The organism is Sphingobacterium rhinopitheci (assembly GCF_022627575.1).
Lineage (GTDB): Bacteria > Bacteroidota > Bacteroidia > Sphingobacteriales > Sphingobacteriaceae > Sphingobacterium > Sphingobacterium rhinopitheci.
Window position 1 is genome coordinate 13573 of record NZ_JADEYQ010000018.1, and the last position, 18800, is coordinate 32372.

Below are 18800 nucleotides of genomic sequence, written 5' to 3' on the forward strand. Positions count from 1 at the left end.
CTCCATAAACCACAAAACTTAAAGGATCTTTATCCTTAGAACTTCAAAAAATTAGCTAACCTGTAGTTCGAAATTAGCTAACCTGTAGTTCGTAGGCTGGATACATGTAAACGGAGGAGATGATTAGCTTAATTATATTTTTACAATTGATTGGTAGTTATATGAATAGTACAAATTGAGTCAAGATATTTTTATTTTCTTTTATGAAGGAAAATGATATATTCAATAGTATTCAAGTTGGATAGCACATTTTATAGCGTTATTCAGTACTGTTACAAAAAAGTATCTACCCGCAAAATATTATATTTTAATAAAGGGATTTAGATTTTTTATATAGCATGATGACAAATACGATAGAAACCATTTCGATGGTAGAAATACAATTAAGAAGCTTTGTGGAAGCGCGACGACCAAAGGAAGAAAGTGTACGGGCGCAATTGGATTTTGGTTATTCTTGGGATGGTCAAACGGCTATATTTTTTGAGATTAGACCACAATGGAATGATCCTTCACATTTATTAGAGTTACCATTTGCCAAGCTTCGTTTTGTGAAGTCTTCTAAAATGTGGAAATTATATTGGATGCGTGGATCAGGTAAATGGCAATCATATGAGCCGCAATCCGAGAGTGCGTATTTGCAATCACTTATCAATGAGATTGATTATGATGTGGATGGCTGCTTCTTCGGTTAGTCAGCTCCCTATAAACGTTATTTTTCGCTATTTTTGGGGATTATGACGATATAGCTTTCTATGTTATTACCCAATAATATATAGCTGATGGCAGCATGTGATTGTAACTATTTTTAGTGTTTTTGTGCCTGTGTACGTATGAAGTTCAAGACGTGTAAAATTACTGAATGTTATATTTTTTATGTAAAAGAGTAAAAATTTTTAGAATCGAACAGTAGAATGCTATCTATTAAAAGAAGTAAGGGATATATATATCATATCTACGACTTTTAATTAATAAACTATGGGTATTTTTATTAGTTCTTTTAAAATGGTAAGGGTACAAAAAAATCATAAATATTTTGTTTATTTCTTGGGATAAATGTATTTTGATCTAAATACGAAAAAGTATACCTTTTATTTTAAACTTCAACAAACCATTATAACCTATAATAAACCAATTTTAATAAGGCTTTTTTTTTGAATTATCTTATGAAAACAAAATTTGCATACAAAACATTCCTAATACTTTTAAATTTTTTGTTATTAAATATTGTGCATTCTTATGCTCAGTCGAATGAAGCTAAGTTTCAAGTTGCCACTTATAATATTAGATACGATGCAGTTTCTGATTTGGAAACAGGGAATTCATGGAATCAACGAAAGGAGTCTTTGTTTGATTTAATTAAAAGGCATGATTTTGATATTTTTGGTACGCAGGAGGGGATGTTTAAGCAAATGATTGATGTGAAGAACTATTTGTCTACATATGATTATGTGAGTTATCCATATGGTGGTAAGAATGATCATCATCAAAATGCAATAGTTTATAAGAGAAATTTATTTGAGCCTTTGGATGCAGGTGTGTTTTGGCTGAGTGAGACACCAGATATTCCAAGTATTGGTTGGGATGCCACTGATAGAAGGATTTGTAATTGGGTAAAATTCAAACATAAACTTACTGGAAAAGTATTCTTTTTCTTTAATGCACATTTTTATTGGCGAAATCATGAAGCAAAGAAACAATCGGGTGCATTAATTGCTAAAATGATAAAAAATATTGCAGGAAATGAACCCGTAATTTGTGTTGGTGATTTTAATTCTACAAGTGAAACCGATCAAATTTCTGATTTAAAAAAAATACTTAATGATTCATTCGAGGTATCTTTAAATAGTGTTAAAGGTACCTTAAATACCAATTTGGGTGGCGGCAATTTTAAAGACTCGCCTATAAACAGAATTGATTATATTATGGTATCAAAAAACATTAAGGTTAAGAATTACCAAGTAATTTCTGACCAATATGCAGATAATAGGTATCCTTCTGATCATCTTCCAGTATCCTGTTTTATTACTTTTTAATTTAGATAAAGGAATGTATTTGTATATAAAGCCTTATAAATCTTCTTATATTAAAATAGTGAAAAATAATTTCTATACCGGCAAGTATATTTCTCTTAAGGTTTAATAGTTCATAACTAGCGAGATAAATAGTTGAGTAGGGTGGGGCGCATCAGTATCTACTTTATAAATAGCGTATCTTTCTTTGAGTAAACCTAACAACCAGTTACTACTTACAAGAATTATGATTATTACCGTATAAGCGCTTATATTCCAGTTTGATTAAATAAATAGATGTAAACTTTATTAAAGCTTTAGGGGATTTGACAATATATAAACTAAAATCTTAGTTTATATAATCGCGAATATAGTAATAATAGTAGTTTATTGAAAATAGATACGCTTAGCGATGTGTTAATGGTGAATATTCTATTTAGAAGGTCAGTGTATGGGATTCTAATACTGTAGCTTCATGAATATGCCAATTGAGTTAATTGGTAAGTTATATTGCGTAAATAATAGTGAAGATATATTGATGCGTCTAGACTTAAAAAAATGCAAGCTGATAATCATAAGCCTAAGCCCAATAAATTTAAAGACCGAATATCTAGAGTAGTTTTTGTTTATAAAAAGGTTACGACACATGTGATTTATATAATCATTTGATAATAAACCTAATATTTGTTCGGAAACAATAATTGTTTAGTTATAAATACATAAATCGCTGATTTACAATGGCAAGCACTTCAAAAAACAACAAACATCTATTTGTCTTATAATTTATATTATGTTAAATAGATTGGGCAATTTGCTTTTTTTGGTTCTTATCCTAACTATTCTATTAAACACTCTAGAAATAAATTTTAAACGAATTTCACAATTACTAGATTTTATTAGCATTATAATTATTAAAGAAATGAGCCGATTACTAAAAATAATCGGCTCAAAGAAGTTATAAAACAATAGTTTTCTAGGACTTAATTTAAAGGTTTTAATTTTATAGTTTCTACTACAACACCTTTTTGATCTAGGACTTTTATCAGACCTTCGCTGTCTGTCATACTTGCTTTAACCACATTATTATTGGAATTAACAAGGATTTGAAAATCGACCTTATCCAACTTTTGCTGCAATATATGTCTATGTAAATGTCCAGAAAGCATAATCTGTACTCCTGCCTTATTAAGTATTGGCACAAACTTATCCAATATATCCAGTTCTCCATGCCAACCACCAAATGGAGGCATATGACAAATTACTATTTTAAACTTGGCATTTTTAAATTCAAGATTTTCTACTGCTTGGCTTAACCATTCTGCCTGTTCCGTACGGTAGTTATCCATTTCCACAATTCCAGCATATTCAATATCGGTATCAGGTTTGTCCTCGCCACAGTCTAATACAATTACCCCCGTATTACCATGGTTGAATTGGTAATATAACTTATTAGTTGGTGTAGGAAAATAGCTAGGATATTCAATAGCAAAGGGTCCTCTAGTTTCATGGTTACCTCTAGCATAAAACATTGGTGTCTCACTTGCAAATCTAGCAATAGCGGTATCCATAAAATCTCCAAACATCTGTGTCTCACTCAATAGACTATTCGCCATATCACCATTAAATACCACAAAATCAACATTTTTAACATCTCCAACATCCAAAAGCTTATTGAGCACCTCATTGCGACCATGAATATCATTTATAACTATAAATTCGCTATTCTTTTGTTTGCCCAATGTCTTGAATGTCAAAGGCTCTTTTTTGTATACTGCTGTAGCTATAATTTTTCCATAAAGCACATCTGTCCCCTCGTGCTTTAAAACCTCTTGGTTATACACCCTGTAGCGGTAACGAGTACCAGGAATTAAATTCTTTAATGTTACCTGATGGAGTTTACCTACCTTTTTGAAACCATAAGCTGCTGCAAAAAACTTAGGTCGCTCCCTTTCATAAAAATGACTACCATCATCGGGTGCTAATTCTACCCAGCCTGTAGCTGGTTGGTCTGTAGTCCATAGGATATGTACAGATTCAGTAGTAAGTCCTTGAATGTAGGGCTGATGAGTAATCTTAAAATTCGCTTGACCATAAGAAATCAATATATAATTGGCCAACAATACATATAAACAAATTATCTTTTTCATTAATATTCAGGGTTTTGTATAAGTAAACTATTTTTATTAAGTTCATCTCTCAGTATCGGAAGGAAATACGATTTATTATGCCAAGCATAATTCTCGAAATTAATATGTCGAATAGTTGGAACAGTAGCCGTAGTTTGATCAAGATTCAATTTGTAGATTACCTCTGCAATTTTCGTCGTCTTATTATATGCCTGTTCACCTATAGCCCATCTTCTCACATCGAAGAAACGATGTTCCTCAAATGCCAGCTCTACTCTTCTTTCATTACGATAACGTTGTTTCAATGAATTCCCTAAATCTGTAATATCTGGCATTCCCGCTCTTTTTCTTAATTTATTGAGATAAACCTTTGCCTCTGCTTCCTCCCCTAATTCAATACAAGCTTCTGCGTAATTTAATAGAATTTCTGCATAACGTATGAATCTCCATGTCACCGTTTGATTTACATATTGTGCGTTGTTATTTGGATCAATATATTTTCTAAGATAATAACCAGTATAGCTACCATTCCAGTCCTCAATAGAACTCTTACGAGTATCGACTCCATAAAAAACCTCCATCCTATTCGCTGTAGAATTCCAACGCTCCCAACTCCCCGTTTGGATTTTATTTTCAGAATCTAATCCTTTAGCATCATCCGGTCGAACACCCCATGATGCTCCATTAAATAAAATAGTTGAATAAAACCTTGGATCTCTATTTTCATAAGGCTTAGCTGACATAGTCGGATTTGACCAATCAAACTTATCCCCATTAATCATCTCAAAATCATCTACTAAATCTCCCAAAGGAGCATTTGTACCCCATCCATGATAACCATTAGGCGAAGAATATAAACCTGCACGTTGCCCCATAGGAATTGTAAAATACTTTATAAATATATCCTCCACAGTCTTTTTATTAAGAAAAATCTCTGTAAGATTTTGAGGTATATTTTCAGTAACTCCTGGGTTATCTTTGTAAAGCTGATACTGTCCAAGATCGATTACTGCTTTTGCTGCATCTTTAGCACGTTTCCATCTTTCAGTTCTACTATTATCAGTATAACGTATCAACTCAGGTTTTTCATAGCTTGCAAATATATTCGTATTGTAAAGATCACTAGCAGCATAGAGTAATGTCCTTGATTTGAGTGCAAGAGCAGCTCCTTTAGTGGAGCGTCCATCGTTCACACCGCTCTGAACTAGCGGTAATAATTCAGCTGCCTTGTCTAATTCATTGACTATGAAATTTATACAGTCTTCAAAGGAACTTCTTTCTTTTAGAAATTCATCAGTCAATATATAAGGATCTTCGATGATTGGTACACCACCATACGTGGATACCAACATAAAATAATTGTAGGCACGTAGAAAGTGCATTTCTCCCGTCATTCTATCTTTCAACGATTTGCCATCTATCAAATTATCCTTAAAAGGAATCTCGTCTACTTTGGAAAAATATAGATTACAAAAACGTATACTCTTGTAGAGGTCAGCCCACGATCTATATCTTGATACTGTCCAGCCTAGTAATCCATCTGGTGATTGTATACTTCTGTTAAAATTCAAAGAATTCGCATTACCTCTGTAATGTGCTTCGTCAACAATATTAGCCTTAAAACGTCCATCCGTAAGCGGCTCATCTAGTCTGAAATAGACTTGATTAATAAAAGTTTCTACTAAAGAAGGATCTGACCAAACTGCAAGTTCTGAAAATTCAGTTGATGGGTCGGTATTTAAAAAATCTTGCTTACAGGAAGTATAAACTAGACAGTTTACTATAAATATGGATAAAAATATTTTTTTCATGATGATTAAAATGTTAGAGAAATACCTAGATTATAAACTCTATTTAATGGGTATGCAGTAGCAGAAGTTGTTTCAGGATCAAAATCATTAACTTTTGTCCATGTTATTAAATTTTGTCCACTAAAAAATATTTGAAGCTTGCTAATTTTAAGTTTTTTGCTAAAATTCTCATTGAAAGTATAACCAAATTCAAAATTTTTCAACCTTACGTAGTTTGATTTTTCAAGCCAATAGGTGTTTTGATTTGATCTCCAATATTCATTGTATCGATTCCAAATTCTAGGTTTTACAGCATCAACATTTTCTGGTGTCCATCTTCCATCTATATTTTGCTTTAAATAATTCCCTACTTCACCTTGCATTTCATAATAACTATTGCGCATCGCTCCAAAAGCTCCCTGAAAGAAAATGCTCGTATAGAACTGCTTATATGACAAATCTAAATTCAACCCAGCTGTCAATGTTGGTAATTCTGTTTTATTTGCTCTTACTCTATCTAGTCCATCAATTTTTCCATCATTATTAACGTCTTCAAAAATGATATCACCAGGGCGAGATCCTGCCCAATGTGGATATTCTGCTAATGCATTTGCATCTTTAAATATTCCTATAGCATTATAATACAAATTAGCATTCATAGGCTTTCCCGTAGATTTTTGATATTCAGGTACACCAGGCGTTTCATCCCAAAAAATAATTTTATTACGATTAGTAGCTATATTACCATTGATAGAATAATTAAACTCATTTATTTTGTCAGCATAACCTAATTGTATTTCAAAACCTTGGTTTGAAACCTCCCCTATATTTTCTCTTGGCAAACTTAAGCCACTCGAAGAAGGAACAGAAGCATTTCTATTCCATAAAATATTAGATCGCTTATTATAAAAATACTCTGCAGTAAAACTAATCTTACTATTTAAAAACTTGGCATCAATACCAATATTTGATTGATTTGCAACTTCCCAAGTTACATTTGGATTTGGTATACGTAACTCATTCAAAATCTTATTCTCTTGAGCACCATTAAATACATAAGTGTTCGTAAGACCTGTTAAAAATCCATAACTAGACATAAATTGATAATCATCAATTCTATCATTTCCTGTTTTACCCCATGAACCACGTATTTTTAAATCATTTACATAAGTTTTAAATGATCCCCAAAATTTTTCATTGGAAATTCTCCAGCCAGCAGACACTCCAGGGAAAAATCCAAATCTTTTACTTTCTGGAAATTTATATGATCCATCATATCTCCAAAGGAATTCTAATAAATATTTACCGTCATAATCATAATTTACTCTTCCAAAATAGTTTAATCTCGCTAAACTGGCAGAAGCTCCTGAATTATCCTTTTCCGCATCTCCTCCTGCAAATAATTCTTCTATGGCTGAAGACACATAATATCTTCTTGAGGCATAAAAATTCATATTATCCCCTTTAATTTTTTCAACACCTACCAAAACATTTAAATGATTTTTTAAATCGAAATCATACTCATATCTGACTAAAGCATTTAATGTAAGTAAGTTTCTTGTATCAAAGTCCTGCCTTAGCTGAGGAGCAGTAAAGCCCTTTAAACCAGCTTCTAAAGCAGGCGACCCATTATTATCAACGGAATATCCATCCCAATTATACAATGTCCAGGGAGTCTGCCAAAGTTTCTCATTATTCATTGTTCTATCGTAACCAATATTACCAGAAATACTTAAGCCATCAACATAAGGTATGTTTATTTCGATATTTGCTCTTGATTCAAGCATCATTGTTTTATTTCGATCATACCCTGTTTGATTTGTAGTGATTACAACAGGATTATTACCATATTCAATATCAGGACCATTTTCACCTGATGGCCAATATGCATGCAAATTGGGCTTCCCACGAAGTATCATTGTAAAAATATCAGATGCAGAACGAGTAGGGTAATTCCTGTTATATTCGCGCATAGCTGTATTTATTCCATACTTAATATGATCATTTAATTTTCCATTCAAATTTGATCTAAAATTGTATTGATTAAATTTGGTACCTGAATTTTTATAGATAGCATCTTGTTTATCATAGCCACCTGAGATGTAATAATTAATATATTCTGACCCTCCATTTATGTTAATCGCTGTTTTTTGTTGTGGAGCAAAAGAATTAAATGTTTCAGAGTACCAATCAGTATTAGGATATTTCCAAATTTCAGAACCATTACGAAATAACTCTAATTCATCCTCAGTATATTTAGGTTGTTGACCTGCGTAAATACTAATTTCATTTAACATTTGAGCATATTCAGATGATTCTGCCGCCTTTGGTAATATGGTAGGTTGAGACCATCCTTGATTATGTGTCAGTGTAACTTGCGGCCTTCCTAAACGGCCTTTTTTTGTCGTAACTAATATAACACCATTTGCTGCTTGTGAGCCGTAAATAGCAGCCGAAGCATCCTTAAGAACTGTTACACTTTCAATATCTTGTGGATTTATCCTTTCTATAGACCGATTAGCTATACCATCAACCACAATCAAAGGAGAATTGTCACCTAGTGTATTTGCACCCCGAATACGAAGTGTGGAATTATCACTACCCGGTTCTCCAGAACCCGTAGTAGCTACTAATCCTGGTAATCTACCTGCTAGGGTGTTGGTAAAGTTCATTACAGGTGCACGCTCTAGCACATCTCCTTTAACATCCACAATAGAACCGGTAACGGTTGAGGCTTTTTGTGTTCCATACCCCACTACTACAACCTCATCAATTACGTCAGAATTAGACTTTAACCTAAATAAAATGGTGTTTTTCGTTGTACTAGAAGCTACGAAATTCGTTATAGAATCACTTGAATAGCCTAAATGATGGGCATAAATGGAGTATGCATCTCCCTCTATCAGGGAATTCAATTTAAATAATCCATTTGCATCAGCGATTACAGTAGACTTTTTGTTGTTTTTTTTGTGAATCAAATCAATAGTAACACCAGATATGGCATTAGAATTGTCATCCACAACTTTTCCATTTACATCTATACCTTGTTGAGAAAAGGTATTTAATCCGAGCTGGAGAAATATCCACATCAAAAGATACCTCATAATAAGTTTTTTCATAATAGTTAGAGATAATATTTAATTTATAATTTGGTAATTGGTTATTCGTAATAGGTATTTAATAAAAATCTTATCTAATCACTTCCTTGTCTTAATTGATATTAATTTCTATTATCTGGTCTTTATATGTAAACCTGCATCCATTGAGCTCACAATAATTGATTAGAAAATCTTCAATACTTCCACCTCTATTAATACTTCCTGTGAATTTATTATTTAGTAAATCGCCATTTTGGGTCAATATTGTCACATCATAAATTTGTTCTAGTAACTTGAATATTTCCAGACTCTTGATTTGCTTTACCTCAAGCAGATTGGATGACCATTGTACCTTTCCGTGCAGTTCGGGTGATATATGGATCTTCCTTTCATTTACTCTCGCAGGGCTAACGTTATTTGTATTAGCAGATATATTTTGCAGGGTTGTATTATTAGTTATATCAATGGTTACTTCACCTTTATTTTCCAAAACAAACGGCTTGTTATCTATTGATCCATTATGAGTTACACTAATTTTCCCTTCCAACAATTTTATTTGAGGATATTGATTTACTAATGCATTCACAATAAACTTTGTACCCAAAGCTGTTGTCGTGTAATTCTCATAATTAACTTTAAAAGGATTAGCAGACTTTTTTACATTGTACAACGCTTTACCCTTCAGATGAGATATTTCTCTTGTTTGGGTACTGTTATTTAATGCATAACTTATTTTTGTGTTGGGGAATAAAATAACCAAAGAACTATCGGGTAGAATAGTTGAAATATTATAGGCATTGTTGTTTTCAAAGAATGTGACTGAGGTATCAGAATTTTTATGTTTAAATAAATAAGTTACCATACCGACAATACAAAGTATAGCAGCCGCGTAGCCTAACCATCGATATATATATGTTTTAAAGCTGAAGGTGTTGCTAGGTGAGTCTTCTATTATTATTTGGTAATTGATTTTTTGTTGTAGTGCCTCAAAATTAACCAAAGCAGTGATTCGTTGATCATTATATCCTTTTATATCAGATGCTAAAACCTCGTTAATCCATTGCTGAAGAATAGCTGAATCTTGCTGCGCTAAAGCACCAAAAAAATTATCAAACTCTTCAAATTCAAGTTTATTTTCCAAATAAGCACGTAAGTGTCTTTTAAGTTCTAGTTCTTCCAAAGCAAAATGTATAATTGATTATCTATCTATACGCTCGAGAAGAAAAAACACACTATATAATTTTTATTTATTTTAATTTTTATTAAAATAAATAATTAGCAATGTCATTATATATTCATTACGATAATTCTTCTGAATAAAAAATTTAACATCCTTTATAGCACTCACGAGTTGATTACTTACTGTTGATACAGAAATATTTAAATCCTCCGCTATCTCCTTATAACTTTTATTTTGGATTTTATTCAATATTAAAATTTCTTTCTTACGTGGACTTAGTGAGTTAATAGCGTTTTCTAAAATCTGTTTTGTTTCCTTCGAAATCATATCTTCTTCAGTATGATAATACAGCTCCACAGCCGAGGCCCATATTTCGATCTGTAGTATTTTATCACGTTGTAGTTTTCTAAATAGATCAATAGCAAGATTGTCCGCTATATGGTTAATAAATGAAATAAAACCCCGTGATATATCAATTTTCGAACGATTACGCCATATCTTAAGAAATACATCCTGCAATAGTTCTTCTGCAATATTAGGGTCTTTAACCAATTTTATCAAACGAATATAAATCTTGGGTGCGTATGTTCTATATAGACAATTAAAAGCATCCAGATCACCATCATTAAGCCTTTTCAAAAGGATTTTATTCTCGTTATACATAGAAAGATATTTACAACTGGTCAGCGATTAGGTTTTGACTAAACTAATAAATAATAATGAAGGATTAAAATAAGTCATCATTAAATCAATAGTCAATAGATTATTTTTCTGTAATCAACTCTTTATCAACTAAATTATATAGTTCATCAATATACCCATGAGGATTACAGATAATTTCAGTTTTTCCAATTGGATAAAGACTTGGAATATATAAATATCCATGAATCTAGAACTTTGGTAAATACTTAAAATCAAATCTTTCAAGTTAGAAGTATAGCTATCTATTACTGGGTCTTTCTTATATTCTTCTGCAAGAGATATTAAATAAGCTTAGTGTATGATGTGACATGAAAACATTGTTTGATTTATCAGATATCTTCAAATTTATATCTAACCAATTCATTAGATTAAGTAGGTATTATTGTATGAAGCTATACTTTTAAGTACTTTATAACCAAATGTATATCGTATGGAAAATGTACCTGCTACTTTTTCGAATCTTTAATTAGCTTGTTAACATGTATTTATATTTTTTATAGCTCTATAGTGCTTACTTTAGTTTTATAATCAAGCAATTGTCTAAAATGAAATCAAAAAAAGTTTGCAATAGATGCCATAAAGCCTTAATTTTGAAAAATTATTAAAAAATAAATGATTTTGTCTCACACCAATAACTTACATATGCATCATCGCCATTGTGGCGATATGTAATTTTGTTTGTTTCTACGTGAAGCAATTTTCCCCTAGTAATCATTTTATTTAATAATCTTTATTTTTAATACTATTCAATTTTGAAAAATCTTAAAATAGCTATCCAGAAATCGGGTAGATTAAACGAAAAATCAGTTCAGCTTCTTAAAAACTGTGGCTTAGACTTTGAAAATTATAAAAGCTCATTAATCACTACTGTAGCAAATTTCAACTTGGAGATTTTATTTCTTCGCGATGATGATATTCCTGGGTATGTAGAACAAGGTATTGCAGATTTGGGTATTGTAGGCGAAAATGTTATTGATGAAACAGCATCTAAAGTAAATTATTTACAGCGATTAGGTTTTGGTAAATGCATGTTGAAATTGGCCGTTCCTAGAGATTCAGCAATTGAAGATATAAAAGATTTAAACGGTAAATCTATAGCTACATCCTACCCTGTTATTTTAAAATCATTCCTAGACGAATATAAGATTACGGCAGATATACAGACGATTTCAGGCTCTGTGGAGATTGCTCCAGGATTGGGTTTGAGCGATGCCATATGTGACATCGTTTCTACGGGAGGCACGTTAAAAAGCAATGGCTTAAAGCCTTTTGCTGACGTTCGTAAGTCTGAGGCCATATTAATAGGTCGTGATGGCCTAGAAGAGAATGAGATCTTAAACGAATTGTTGCAACGCGTTCAGTCGGTATTGCGTGCTAAAGAAACCAAATACGTAGTATTGAATGTTGAAAAAGCGAATCTTCCAAAAATTACGGAATTGCTAAGTGGTGTCAAAAGCCCTACTGTAGTACCATTGGCCGAAGAAGGCTGGGTTGCTGTACACACTGTCATTTCGGAAGATGATTTTTGGGGTAAAATAAATAAATTAAAATCAGCAGGCGCACAAGGAATAGTTGTGATGCCTATAGAGAAGATTATTTTGTAATGCTAACATCGTATCTATATAAAGATTTATCGAAGGCAGATATCCAAAAGCTGATCACGCGCAATGCAGATCCTAGCCATTCTATCCAAGAAGTAGTGACAGGTATATTGGATAATGTAATTGCGAATGGGGATCAAGCATTGAAGGATTATGCCGCAAAATTCGACCAGGTAAATCTGGATAAATTATACCTTGAAAAAGAAGAAATCGAAGCTTTAGCTTCTACTATTTCAAGAGAGCAGCAACGTGCTTTGGAGATCGCTTTCCAAAATATACACAAGTTCCATAGTACGCAATTGCGTAGAGAGCGTGTCACCGAAACTATGCCGGGTGTAAAATGCTGGAGGGAAGTACGTCCTATTGAAAAAGTAGGTTTGTATATCCCTGGAGGCACTGCTGTGCTACCTTCTACTCTGTTGATGCTTGGTGTTCCTGCACGAATTGCGGGTAGCAAAGAGATTGTTGTTTGTTCTCCTCCGCAGAAAGACGGTAAGATTAATGGCTTTGTAGCCTACTGTTTAGTTTTATTAAAAATAGAACGTATCTATTTAGTTGGTGGTGCACAAGCTGTCGCTGCTATGGCATTTGGAACAGAATCCATCCCTAAAGTAGATAAAATATTTGGCCCCGGAAATCAATTCGTGACCAAAGCCAAAAGCATGATTCAAAGCCTTACAAATGTAAGTATTGACATGCCTGCTGGCCCTTCGGAGGTATTAGTACTTGCCGAAGAGTCTGCTAATCCTGCTTTTGTGGCTGCCGATCTATTGGCACAAGCAGAGCATGGTGCAGATAGTCAGGCTGTATTAGTAGCGCTCAGTCAAGATTTTGTAGACCGTGTGAATGTAGCATTGGCAGAACAAGTAGAATTATTGCCGCGCAAAGATATTGCTATTAAAGCTATTAGCAATTCATACGCTATCATTGCGGCGGATATTCAAGAGGGCATGCAGTTCTCTAATGAATATGCTCCGGAGCACCTAATAATCGAAGCAGACAATGTAGAGCCTATCACACGATTGATACGTAATGCAGGTTCTGTATTTTTAGGGCATTTGACACCTGAAAGCGCTGGCGACTATGCTTCGGGCACCAATCACACCTTGCCGACCTCAGGTTACGCTCGTTCGTATTCTGGTGTTTCTGTAGATTCATTTGTTAAGAAAATCACTTTCCAACAAATCAATGAAGAAGGACTAGCACATATTGGTACTACTGTAGAGATATTGGCAGAACTAGAAGGCTTGCAAGCGCATAAAAATGCGGTTTCAATCCGTAAAAAAGAATTAGGTATAAAATAATAACTTCGGTATTGTTCTACCTAAAAAAGGGTTAACACTTTATAATGTGTTAACCCTTTTTACTATATATATAGACCTTATGTCGATTAATAATAGCAGTATTACTACGATATAATACCAGCCTTTATTAATTCAGCTTCCATTTCTTGCTGTAATTTGATAGCCTCTTCTCTTGCTTTTTCAGCAAAATCTGTCCCCGAAGAAGCATAAATAATACCTCGAGTACTATTTACTAATAAGCCACAGTCTTTGTTCATTCCATACTGACACACATCCTGAAGAGAACCTCCTTGTGCCCCTACGCCAGGCACCAACAAAAAGTGATCCGGTGCATGTTCACGGATTTTTACAAAGCCTTCTCCTCTTGTTGCGCCAACGACATACATAAGGTTGTCCATGGTGCCCCAGGTATTTACTTTATCGATAACTTCTTCAAAAAGATTTTTGCCAGCAGCATTACTGAAGTTTTGAAAATCTTTAGATCCTTCATTCGAAGTTAAGGCTAATACGATCGCCCATTTATTGTCAAAGTCCAAAAATGGGGTGACAGAATCTTTTCCCATATAGGGAGCTATCGTGATGGAGTCAAAACTCATTCCCGAAACCGCTTGATCAAAAAATGCCTGCGCATACATCTTAGATGTATTGCCTATGTCACCACGTTTGGCATCAGCTATGCTAAAGCAGTTTTTGGGTAGTACTTCCCAAGTCTTGCGCAAAGTCTCCCATCCTCTTGCGCCGTAGCTTTCGTAGAAAGCAATATTAGGCTTGTAAGCAACACATAAATCTTCTGTCGCTTCAATAATAGCTTTGTTAAAAGTATAAATCGGATCTTCTTCAGCCAATAGATGCTTAGGTATTTTGGTAATATCTGTATCCAACCCTACGCATAAAAAAGAACGCTTTAGCTTTATCTGTTCTATTAATTCTTGTCTAGTCATTATTTATTATTGATCAATTAGGCTTTGTATAAAATCTTGCACACCTTTTCCCGAATAGTCATACATACCTTGTTTGCGTTCGGCTATCATACCATCTTTACCCAATATAACTGTCGTCGGAATAGCATTTTCTAACCAAGATTGAGGGATATTACTATTTGGGTATACAATAGGCAAGTCTAATTTTTGCTTCGCAATAAACTCATTTGCTCCCGCAATATTATTATCTATCTCAACAATTAAAAATTCAACATTACTGTTGTCTTTAAATTTGTTGTATAGTACTTGAATAGATGGCATTTCAGCGATACATGGTCCACACCATGTAGCCCAAAAGTTGATAAAAACTACTTTACCCTTTAGGTCTTCTGTGTTAATTGTATTTCCAGATTCTGTAATGAAAGAAGCCTTATCAGAAGAGGTGCTATCTACCGGCGTACTCGTCTCTTCCGTAGTATACGCTGGCTGCTCTAATTTTGGCTGAAAAAAGCCAATTTTCATGAGTTGCTGTTGAAAAAATATACGACTAGTAGGCCATGCTATAAGGGCTACAAGGACAATATATATAAGGTACCTCCAGTAATTCTTTTTCATCATAATCGTACAATATTAACTATCAAACTTCTCTAATTGTTTAAGTAAAGTGCCGAAATCTTTAGGATATGCTGCTTCAAAAGCATATTTCTTTCCATCAATAGTAAATTCAACAGCTTTAGAATGTAATGCAAAGCGCTTCATGATAGGTAATTCTTCTTCATCTTTAGCGAGTGTAAATCCTCTTCTTTTGATCTGAGAAAGATATACTGGTTTACCTTTGTACATCGCATCACCAACAATAGCAGCGTGCTGTGTAGCTAAGTGAATACGAATCTGGTGCATACGTCCTGTGATAGGCTTACACTCTACTAACGTAAAATTTTTGAAAAATTTTAGGCTATTAAAGATGGTCTCCGCAGGTTTACCGTTGGCACGATCTATTGTTACGTTCTTATTACCTTGATTTAATATAGGTAAGTTTACATGCAAATCTTCAAATACATGCGTACCTTGTATGATAGCATGGTATGTTTTATTTACGCGTCTACGTTCAAATTCTATGGACACTAGACGATAAGTTTCCGGATTCTTGGCAATCAATAAAACGCCTGAAGTATCTTTATCTAAACGATGACATACTTGAGCGTCTGCGTGGTATTTTTTTGCTAAGCGTAATATATTTACTTCTCCACCTTCACGTTCATCCAAAGATGCTACAAAAGGAGGTTTATTGATAACGATAAGGTTATCATCTTCATGGATTATTAGCTCACTGAATTTTGGAAATTTAAATAGACGGTTCTCGTTTTGAATCATAATGCAAAAATAGCAAAACAATATGACTTAAATATAAATTAAAGCTTTTTACATAAGTAATGGAACTAAAACCTATTTTTAATTAGTATTTTTGCTACAAAAAAAAGGGAAATGTCAGTAAATAAAATCATAAAGAGAGTGACGACTTCTATCATTAAAGATATGAAGCTGCGTGGTGAGAAAATATCGATGTTGACGGGTTATGATTATTCTATGGCTAAAGCATTGGATGAGGCCGGAATAGATATTATATTAGTAGGTGACTCTGCCGCAAATGTATTTGCGGGTTATGAAACTACCTTACCTATTACACTAGACAATATGATTTATCATACTTCAGCTGTTGTACGTGGTTCCAAGCGCGCCATGGTTTTAGCAGACTTACCTTTTGGTGAATACCAAGGATCTGTAGACAAAGCCTATGAAGCAGCAGTACGTATGATGAAAGAGTCTGGTGCGCATGCTTTAAAACTCGAGGGTGGCGAAGAAATCATCGATAACATAAAAAAAATTATCAACGCAGGTATTCCTGTATGTGGTCACCTAGGATTGACACCTCAGTCCATCAATAAATTTGGTGACTTTGGGGTACGTGCTAAAGAAGAAGCGGAAGCGAATAGGCTCAAAACAGATGCGCTAGCGCTACAAGAGGCTGGTTGTTTTGCTATAGTATTAGAAAAGATTCCTGCACAACTGGCGGAGGAAGTGTCAAAATCATTAGCAATCCCTACTATAGGTATCGGTGCTGGAAATGGTTGCGATGGACAAGTGTTAGTGGTTAACGATATGTTGGGTATGACTAAAGGATTTAAACCTAAATTCTTACGCCAATATGCCAATCTGTATGAGCAGATCACAACAGCAGCATCACAGTATATTGCAGATGTAAAAGCTTCTGATTACCCGAATGAAAACGAACAATACTAAATAAATTGGGAAAGTTATTAATCATTGCACTAATTGTAATTGTGGTATATTATTTTATCGCACAAAAGGTAAGTAAATTTAAGTTTAATAGCTCTTCAATTCCGCTGTCCAACAGGGAAAATATAGATATTAATATTCCAACATTTATGCTTCAACGTCTTTTCAAAAAGACGTTGATGTCCGTTGGTATAGGCTTTTTGATCCTTTTTATTATTATTGTCATCGCAAGTAAATTCAAAATAGCCTTACTATTTATTCCTATTTCTTTCTATTTGATCGGTCAATATTTTGTATTTAGCAATCATATCAAAGCCATCAAAAATCAAAAAATAAACTATAATATCAAAGCGAATACATTGACCGTAAGCACGACAGATGGACCGCGGTCAATTATTAATCTTTCTACGGACAATATTACTGTCAAAGAAGTCAAAACAGTACAAAAGAACAATGGTGTATTGATGGGTTATTTTATCCTTTCCAATAAAGTCACCACCTGCTATCTTCCATACCTATTGGTCGAAAATGCAGAAACAAAACCATTCTTTGATAAGCTTCAGTTATATAAACGCGAAGTAGTAACAAAACTTTTTCCAATTATATGAGTTATATAGTATAAATTAGCTTTACCAAATTTATCAATAAAGCTTAACTAAAATACATATGACCAAAGTGATACAGCTACTCCTTTGTACTTCTATTGTTGCGTTTTCTTGTCAGGAAGGTACAGTACAAGCAAATACAGAGGCACTAACTCAAGATAGTATAAAACAAAATCAAGAAGCCCTATTGAAGGCTGAAGAAGAACGACAAAAACCTATTACAGCCCAGGACATTAAACTCTCCAAAGCGCTTACATACGACAAACATAGCTTAGAAGATAATTATACGTACAATAAAAAAGCTAGGGAATTTCAATGGGATAAAATCAAAGAAAAATTAGCTTACATTGAAAATTTTCAAAAAAATAATAATCATTATGGCGTAATCTCTAATTATAAAAATAAAAATGGTGAGGCCCCAACCGTTGCCTCCTTCTCTCGCAATGAATATAAGCGGGTCGCAGATACATTGGGCACAGAGCGATACCAGTCTGTTCCGTTGTACACCATCGATCACCATCAAACTCCTATTATATATGGTAGAGATGGTTCCCTTGTGAATATACTATCCGATAATAAGGATGGGATGATACGCGTTCAGGGACTTTCTAATTTTGAAGGCGAATGGGATATCCCCGAACGCTATGTCAAAAGTATTGGAGATACCATATCTTTTAAGCATATCGTCGTTGTAGATGTTACCAACCAGAATATTTGTGCGATAGAGCATCTCGGGGATCAATGGATTATAAGAAGTATGAATCCCGCTACTACAGGAAGACACAATCCGCCATATGGAATGAAAACACCCGTCGGTATTTTTGTCCTACAGGAGCAAAAACCGAAGATGTTCTACCTAAAGGATGGTACTTCAACGATACAGGGATATGCGCCATGGGCAAGTAGATTTACAAATGGTGCCTATATACATGGTGTGCCTACCTCTGACCCCAAAGCACCTATTATTGAATACAGCGCAACCTTAGGAACGATACCGCGTTCGCATATGTGCGTACGTAACGCTTCGTCACATTCAAAGTTTATTTATGATTGGACCAAACCATTATCGTCCTTAGTGATTGTCATAGATTAAGCACAATGATAGTTAATTAACATTTCCTTAACATTTTTATAGTCAATGGATAACGACCTTTGTACTTGTTAAAT

15 protein-coding genes are annotated in these 18800 nt (G+C 33.8%); 7 read left to right on the plus strand and 8 right to left on the minus strand.

Annotated elements, in window-relative coordinates; translation table 11 throughout:
* Positions 1-338: 338 nt before the first annotated feature.
* Both IP023_RS13320 and IP023_RS13325 read left to right on the plus strand, forming a co-directional pair.
* Entirely contained in the window at positions 339-692 is a 354-nt protein-coding gene (locus tag IP023_RS13320) for a DUF3024 domain-containing protein (protein ID WP_241790888.1), read from the plus strand.
* A 471-nt stretch (positions 693-1163) separates the two neighbouring features.
* Entirely contained in the window at positions 1164-2033 is an 870-nt protein-coding gene (locus IP023_RS13325) for an endonuclease/exonuclease/phosphatase family protein (protein WP_241790889.1), read from the plus strand.
* A 956-nt stretch (positions 2034-2989) separates the two neighbouring features.
* Here the strand turns inward: IP023_RS13325 and IP023_RS13330 are convergent.
* The 5 genes from IP023_RS13330 to IP023_RS13350 all read right to left on the minus strand — a co-directional run bounded on the left by IP023_RS13330 (position 2990) and on the right by IP023_RS13350 (position 10866).
* Positions 2990-4156 (minus strand): FN3 domain-containing metallophosphoesterase family protein, encoded by a 1167-nt coding sequence (locus tag IP023_RS13330; RefSeq protein WP_241790890.1) that lies wholly within the window; start codon positions 4154-4156, stop codon positions 2990-2992.
* On the minus strand, positions 4156-5946 hold the full coding sequence (locus IP023_RS13335) for a RagB/SusD family nutrient uptake outer membrane protein (protein WP_241790891.1): 1791 nt from the start codon (positions 5944-5946) through the stop codon (positions 4156-4158). The genes IP023_RS13330 and IP023_RS13335 overlap by 1 nt, the downstream gene beginning before the upstream one ends.
* Before the next feature lie 5 nt (positions 5947-5951).
* Positions 5952-9044, minus strand: coding sequence for a SusC/RagA family TonB-linked outer membrane protein (locus IP023_RS13340; protein ID WP_241790892.1), 3093 nt, complete (start codon positions 9042-9044; stop codon positions 5952-5954).
* Positions 9045-9135: 91 nt separating this feature from the next.
* Positions 9136-10203, minus strand: a complete 1068-nt coding sequence (locus IP023_RS13345) for a FecR family protein (RefSeq protein WP_241790893.1) — start codon at positions 10201-10203, stop codon at positions 9136-9138.
* 72 nt (positions 10204-10275) lie between these two features.
* Complete coding sequence (locus IP023_RS13350; RefSeq protein WP_241790894.1) at positions 10276-10866, minus strand: RNA polymerase sigma factor; 591 nt, start codon at positions 10864-10866, stop codon at positions 10276-10278.
* Positions 10867-11657: 791 nt separating this feature from the next.
* On the opposite strand from IP023_RS13350, the gene hisG reads away from it, so the two are divergent.
* Together hisG and hisD are read left to right on the plus strand one after the other, a co-directional pair.
* A complete protein-coding gene (gene hisG / locus IP023_RS13355) occupies positions 11658-12509 on the plus strand; it encodes an ATP phosphoribosyltransferase (RefSeq protein WP_241790895.1) in 852 nt (283 codons plus the stop codon).
* Positions 12509-13810 (plus strand): histidinol dehydrogenase, encoded by a 1302-nt coding sequence (gene hisD / locus IP023_RS13360; protein WP_241790896.1) that lies wholly within the window; start codon positions 12509-12511, stop codon positions 13808-13810. The genes hisG and hisD overlap by 1 nt, the downstream gene beginning before the upstream one ends.
* A gap of 104 nt (positions 13811-13914) precedes the next feature.
* Here the strand turns inward: hisD and pyrF are convergent, their stop codons facing one another.
* The 3 genes from pyrF to IP023_RS13375 are packed head-to-tail and all read right to left on the minus strand — an operon-like array spanning position 13915 to position 16104.
* The gene (gene pyrF / locus IP023_RS13365) at positions 13915-14751 is read right to left on the minus strand and encodes an orotidine-5'-phosphate decarboxylase (protein WP_241790897.1); all 837 of its coding nucleotides are present in this window, start codon (positions 14749-14751) and stop codon (positions 13915-13917) included.
* 6 nt (positions 14752-14757) lie between these two features.
* Complete coding sequence (locus IP023_RS13370) at positions 14758-15348, minus strand: TlpA family protein disulfide reductase (RefSeq protein ID WP_241790898.1); 591 nt, start codon at positions 15346-15348, stop codon at positions 14758-14760.
* Positions 15349-15360: 12 nt separating this feature from the next.
* A complete protein-coding gene (locus IP023_RS13375) occupies positions 15361-16104 on the minus strand; it encodes an RluA family pseudouridine synthase (protein WP_241790899.1) in 744 nt (247 codons plus the stop codon).
* Between the two features lie 111 nt (positions 16105-16215).
* On the opposite strand from IP023_RS13375, the gene panB reads away from it, so the two are divergent.
* The 3 genes from panB to IP023_RS13390 are packed head-to-tail and all read left to right on the plus strand — an operon-like array spanning position 16216 to position 18726.
* Entirely contained in the window at positions 16216-17031 is an 816-nt protein-coding gene (gene panB / locus IP023_RS13380; protein ID WP_241790900.1) for a 3-methyl-2-oxobutanoate hydroxymethyltransferase, read from the plus strand.
* A 5-nt stretch (positions 17032-17036) separates the two neighbouring features.
* Positions 17037-17636: a hypothetical protein gene (locus IP023_RS13385; protein WP_241790901.1), complete on the plus strand. Its 600-nt coding sequence runs from the start codon at positions 17037-17039 to the stop codon at positions 17634-17636.
* A 58-nt stretch (positions 17637-17694) separates the two neighbouring features.
* A complete protein-coding gene (locus tag IP023_RS13390) occupies positions 17695-18726 on the plus strand; it encodes a L,D-transpeptidase (protein ID WP_241790902.1) in 1032 nt (343 codons plus the stop codon).
* The last annotated feature ends 74 nt before the right edge of the window (positions 18727-18800 follow it).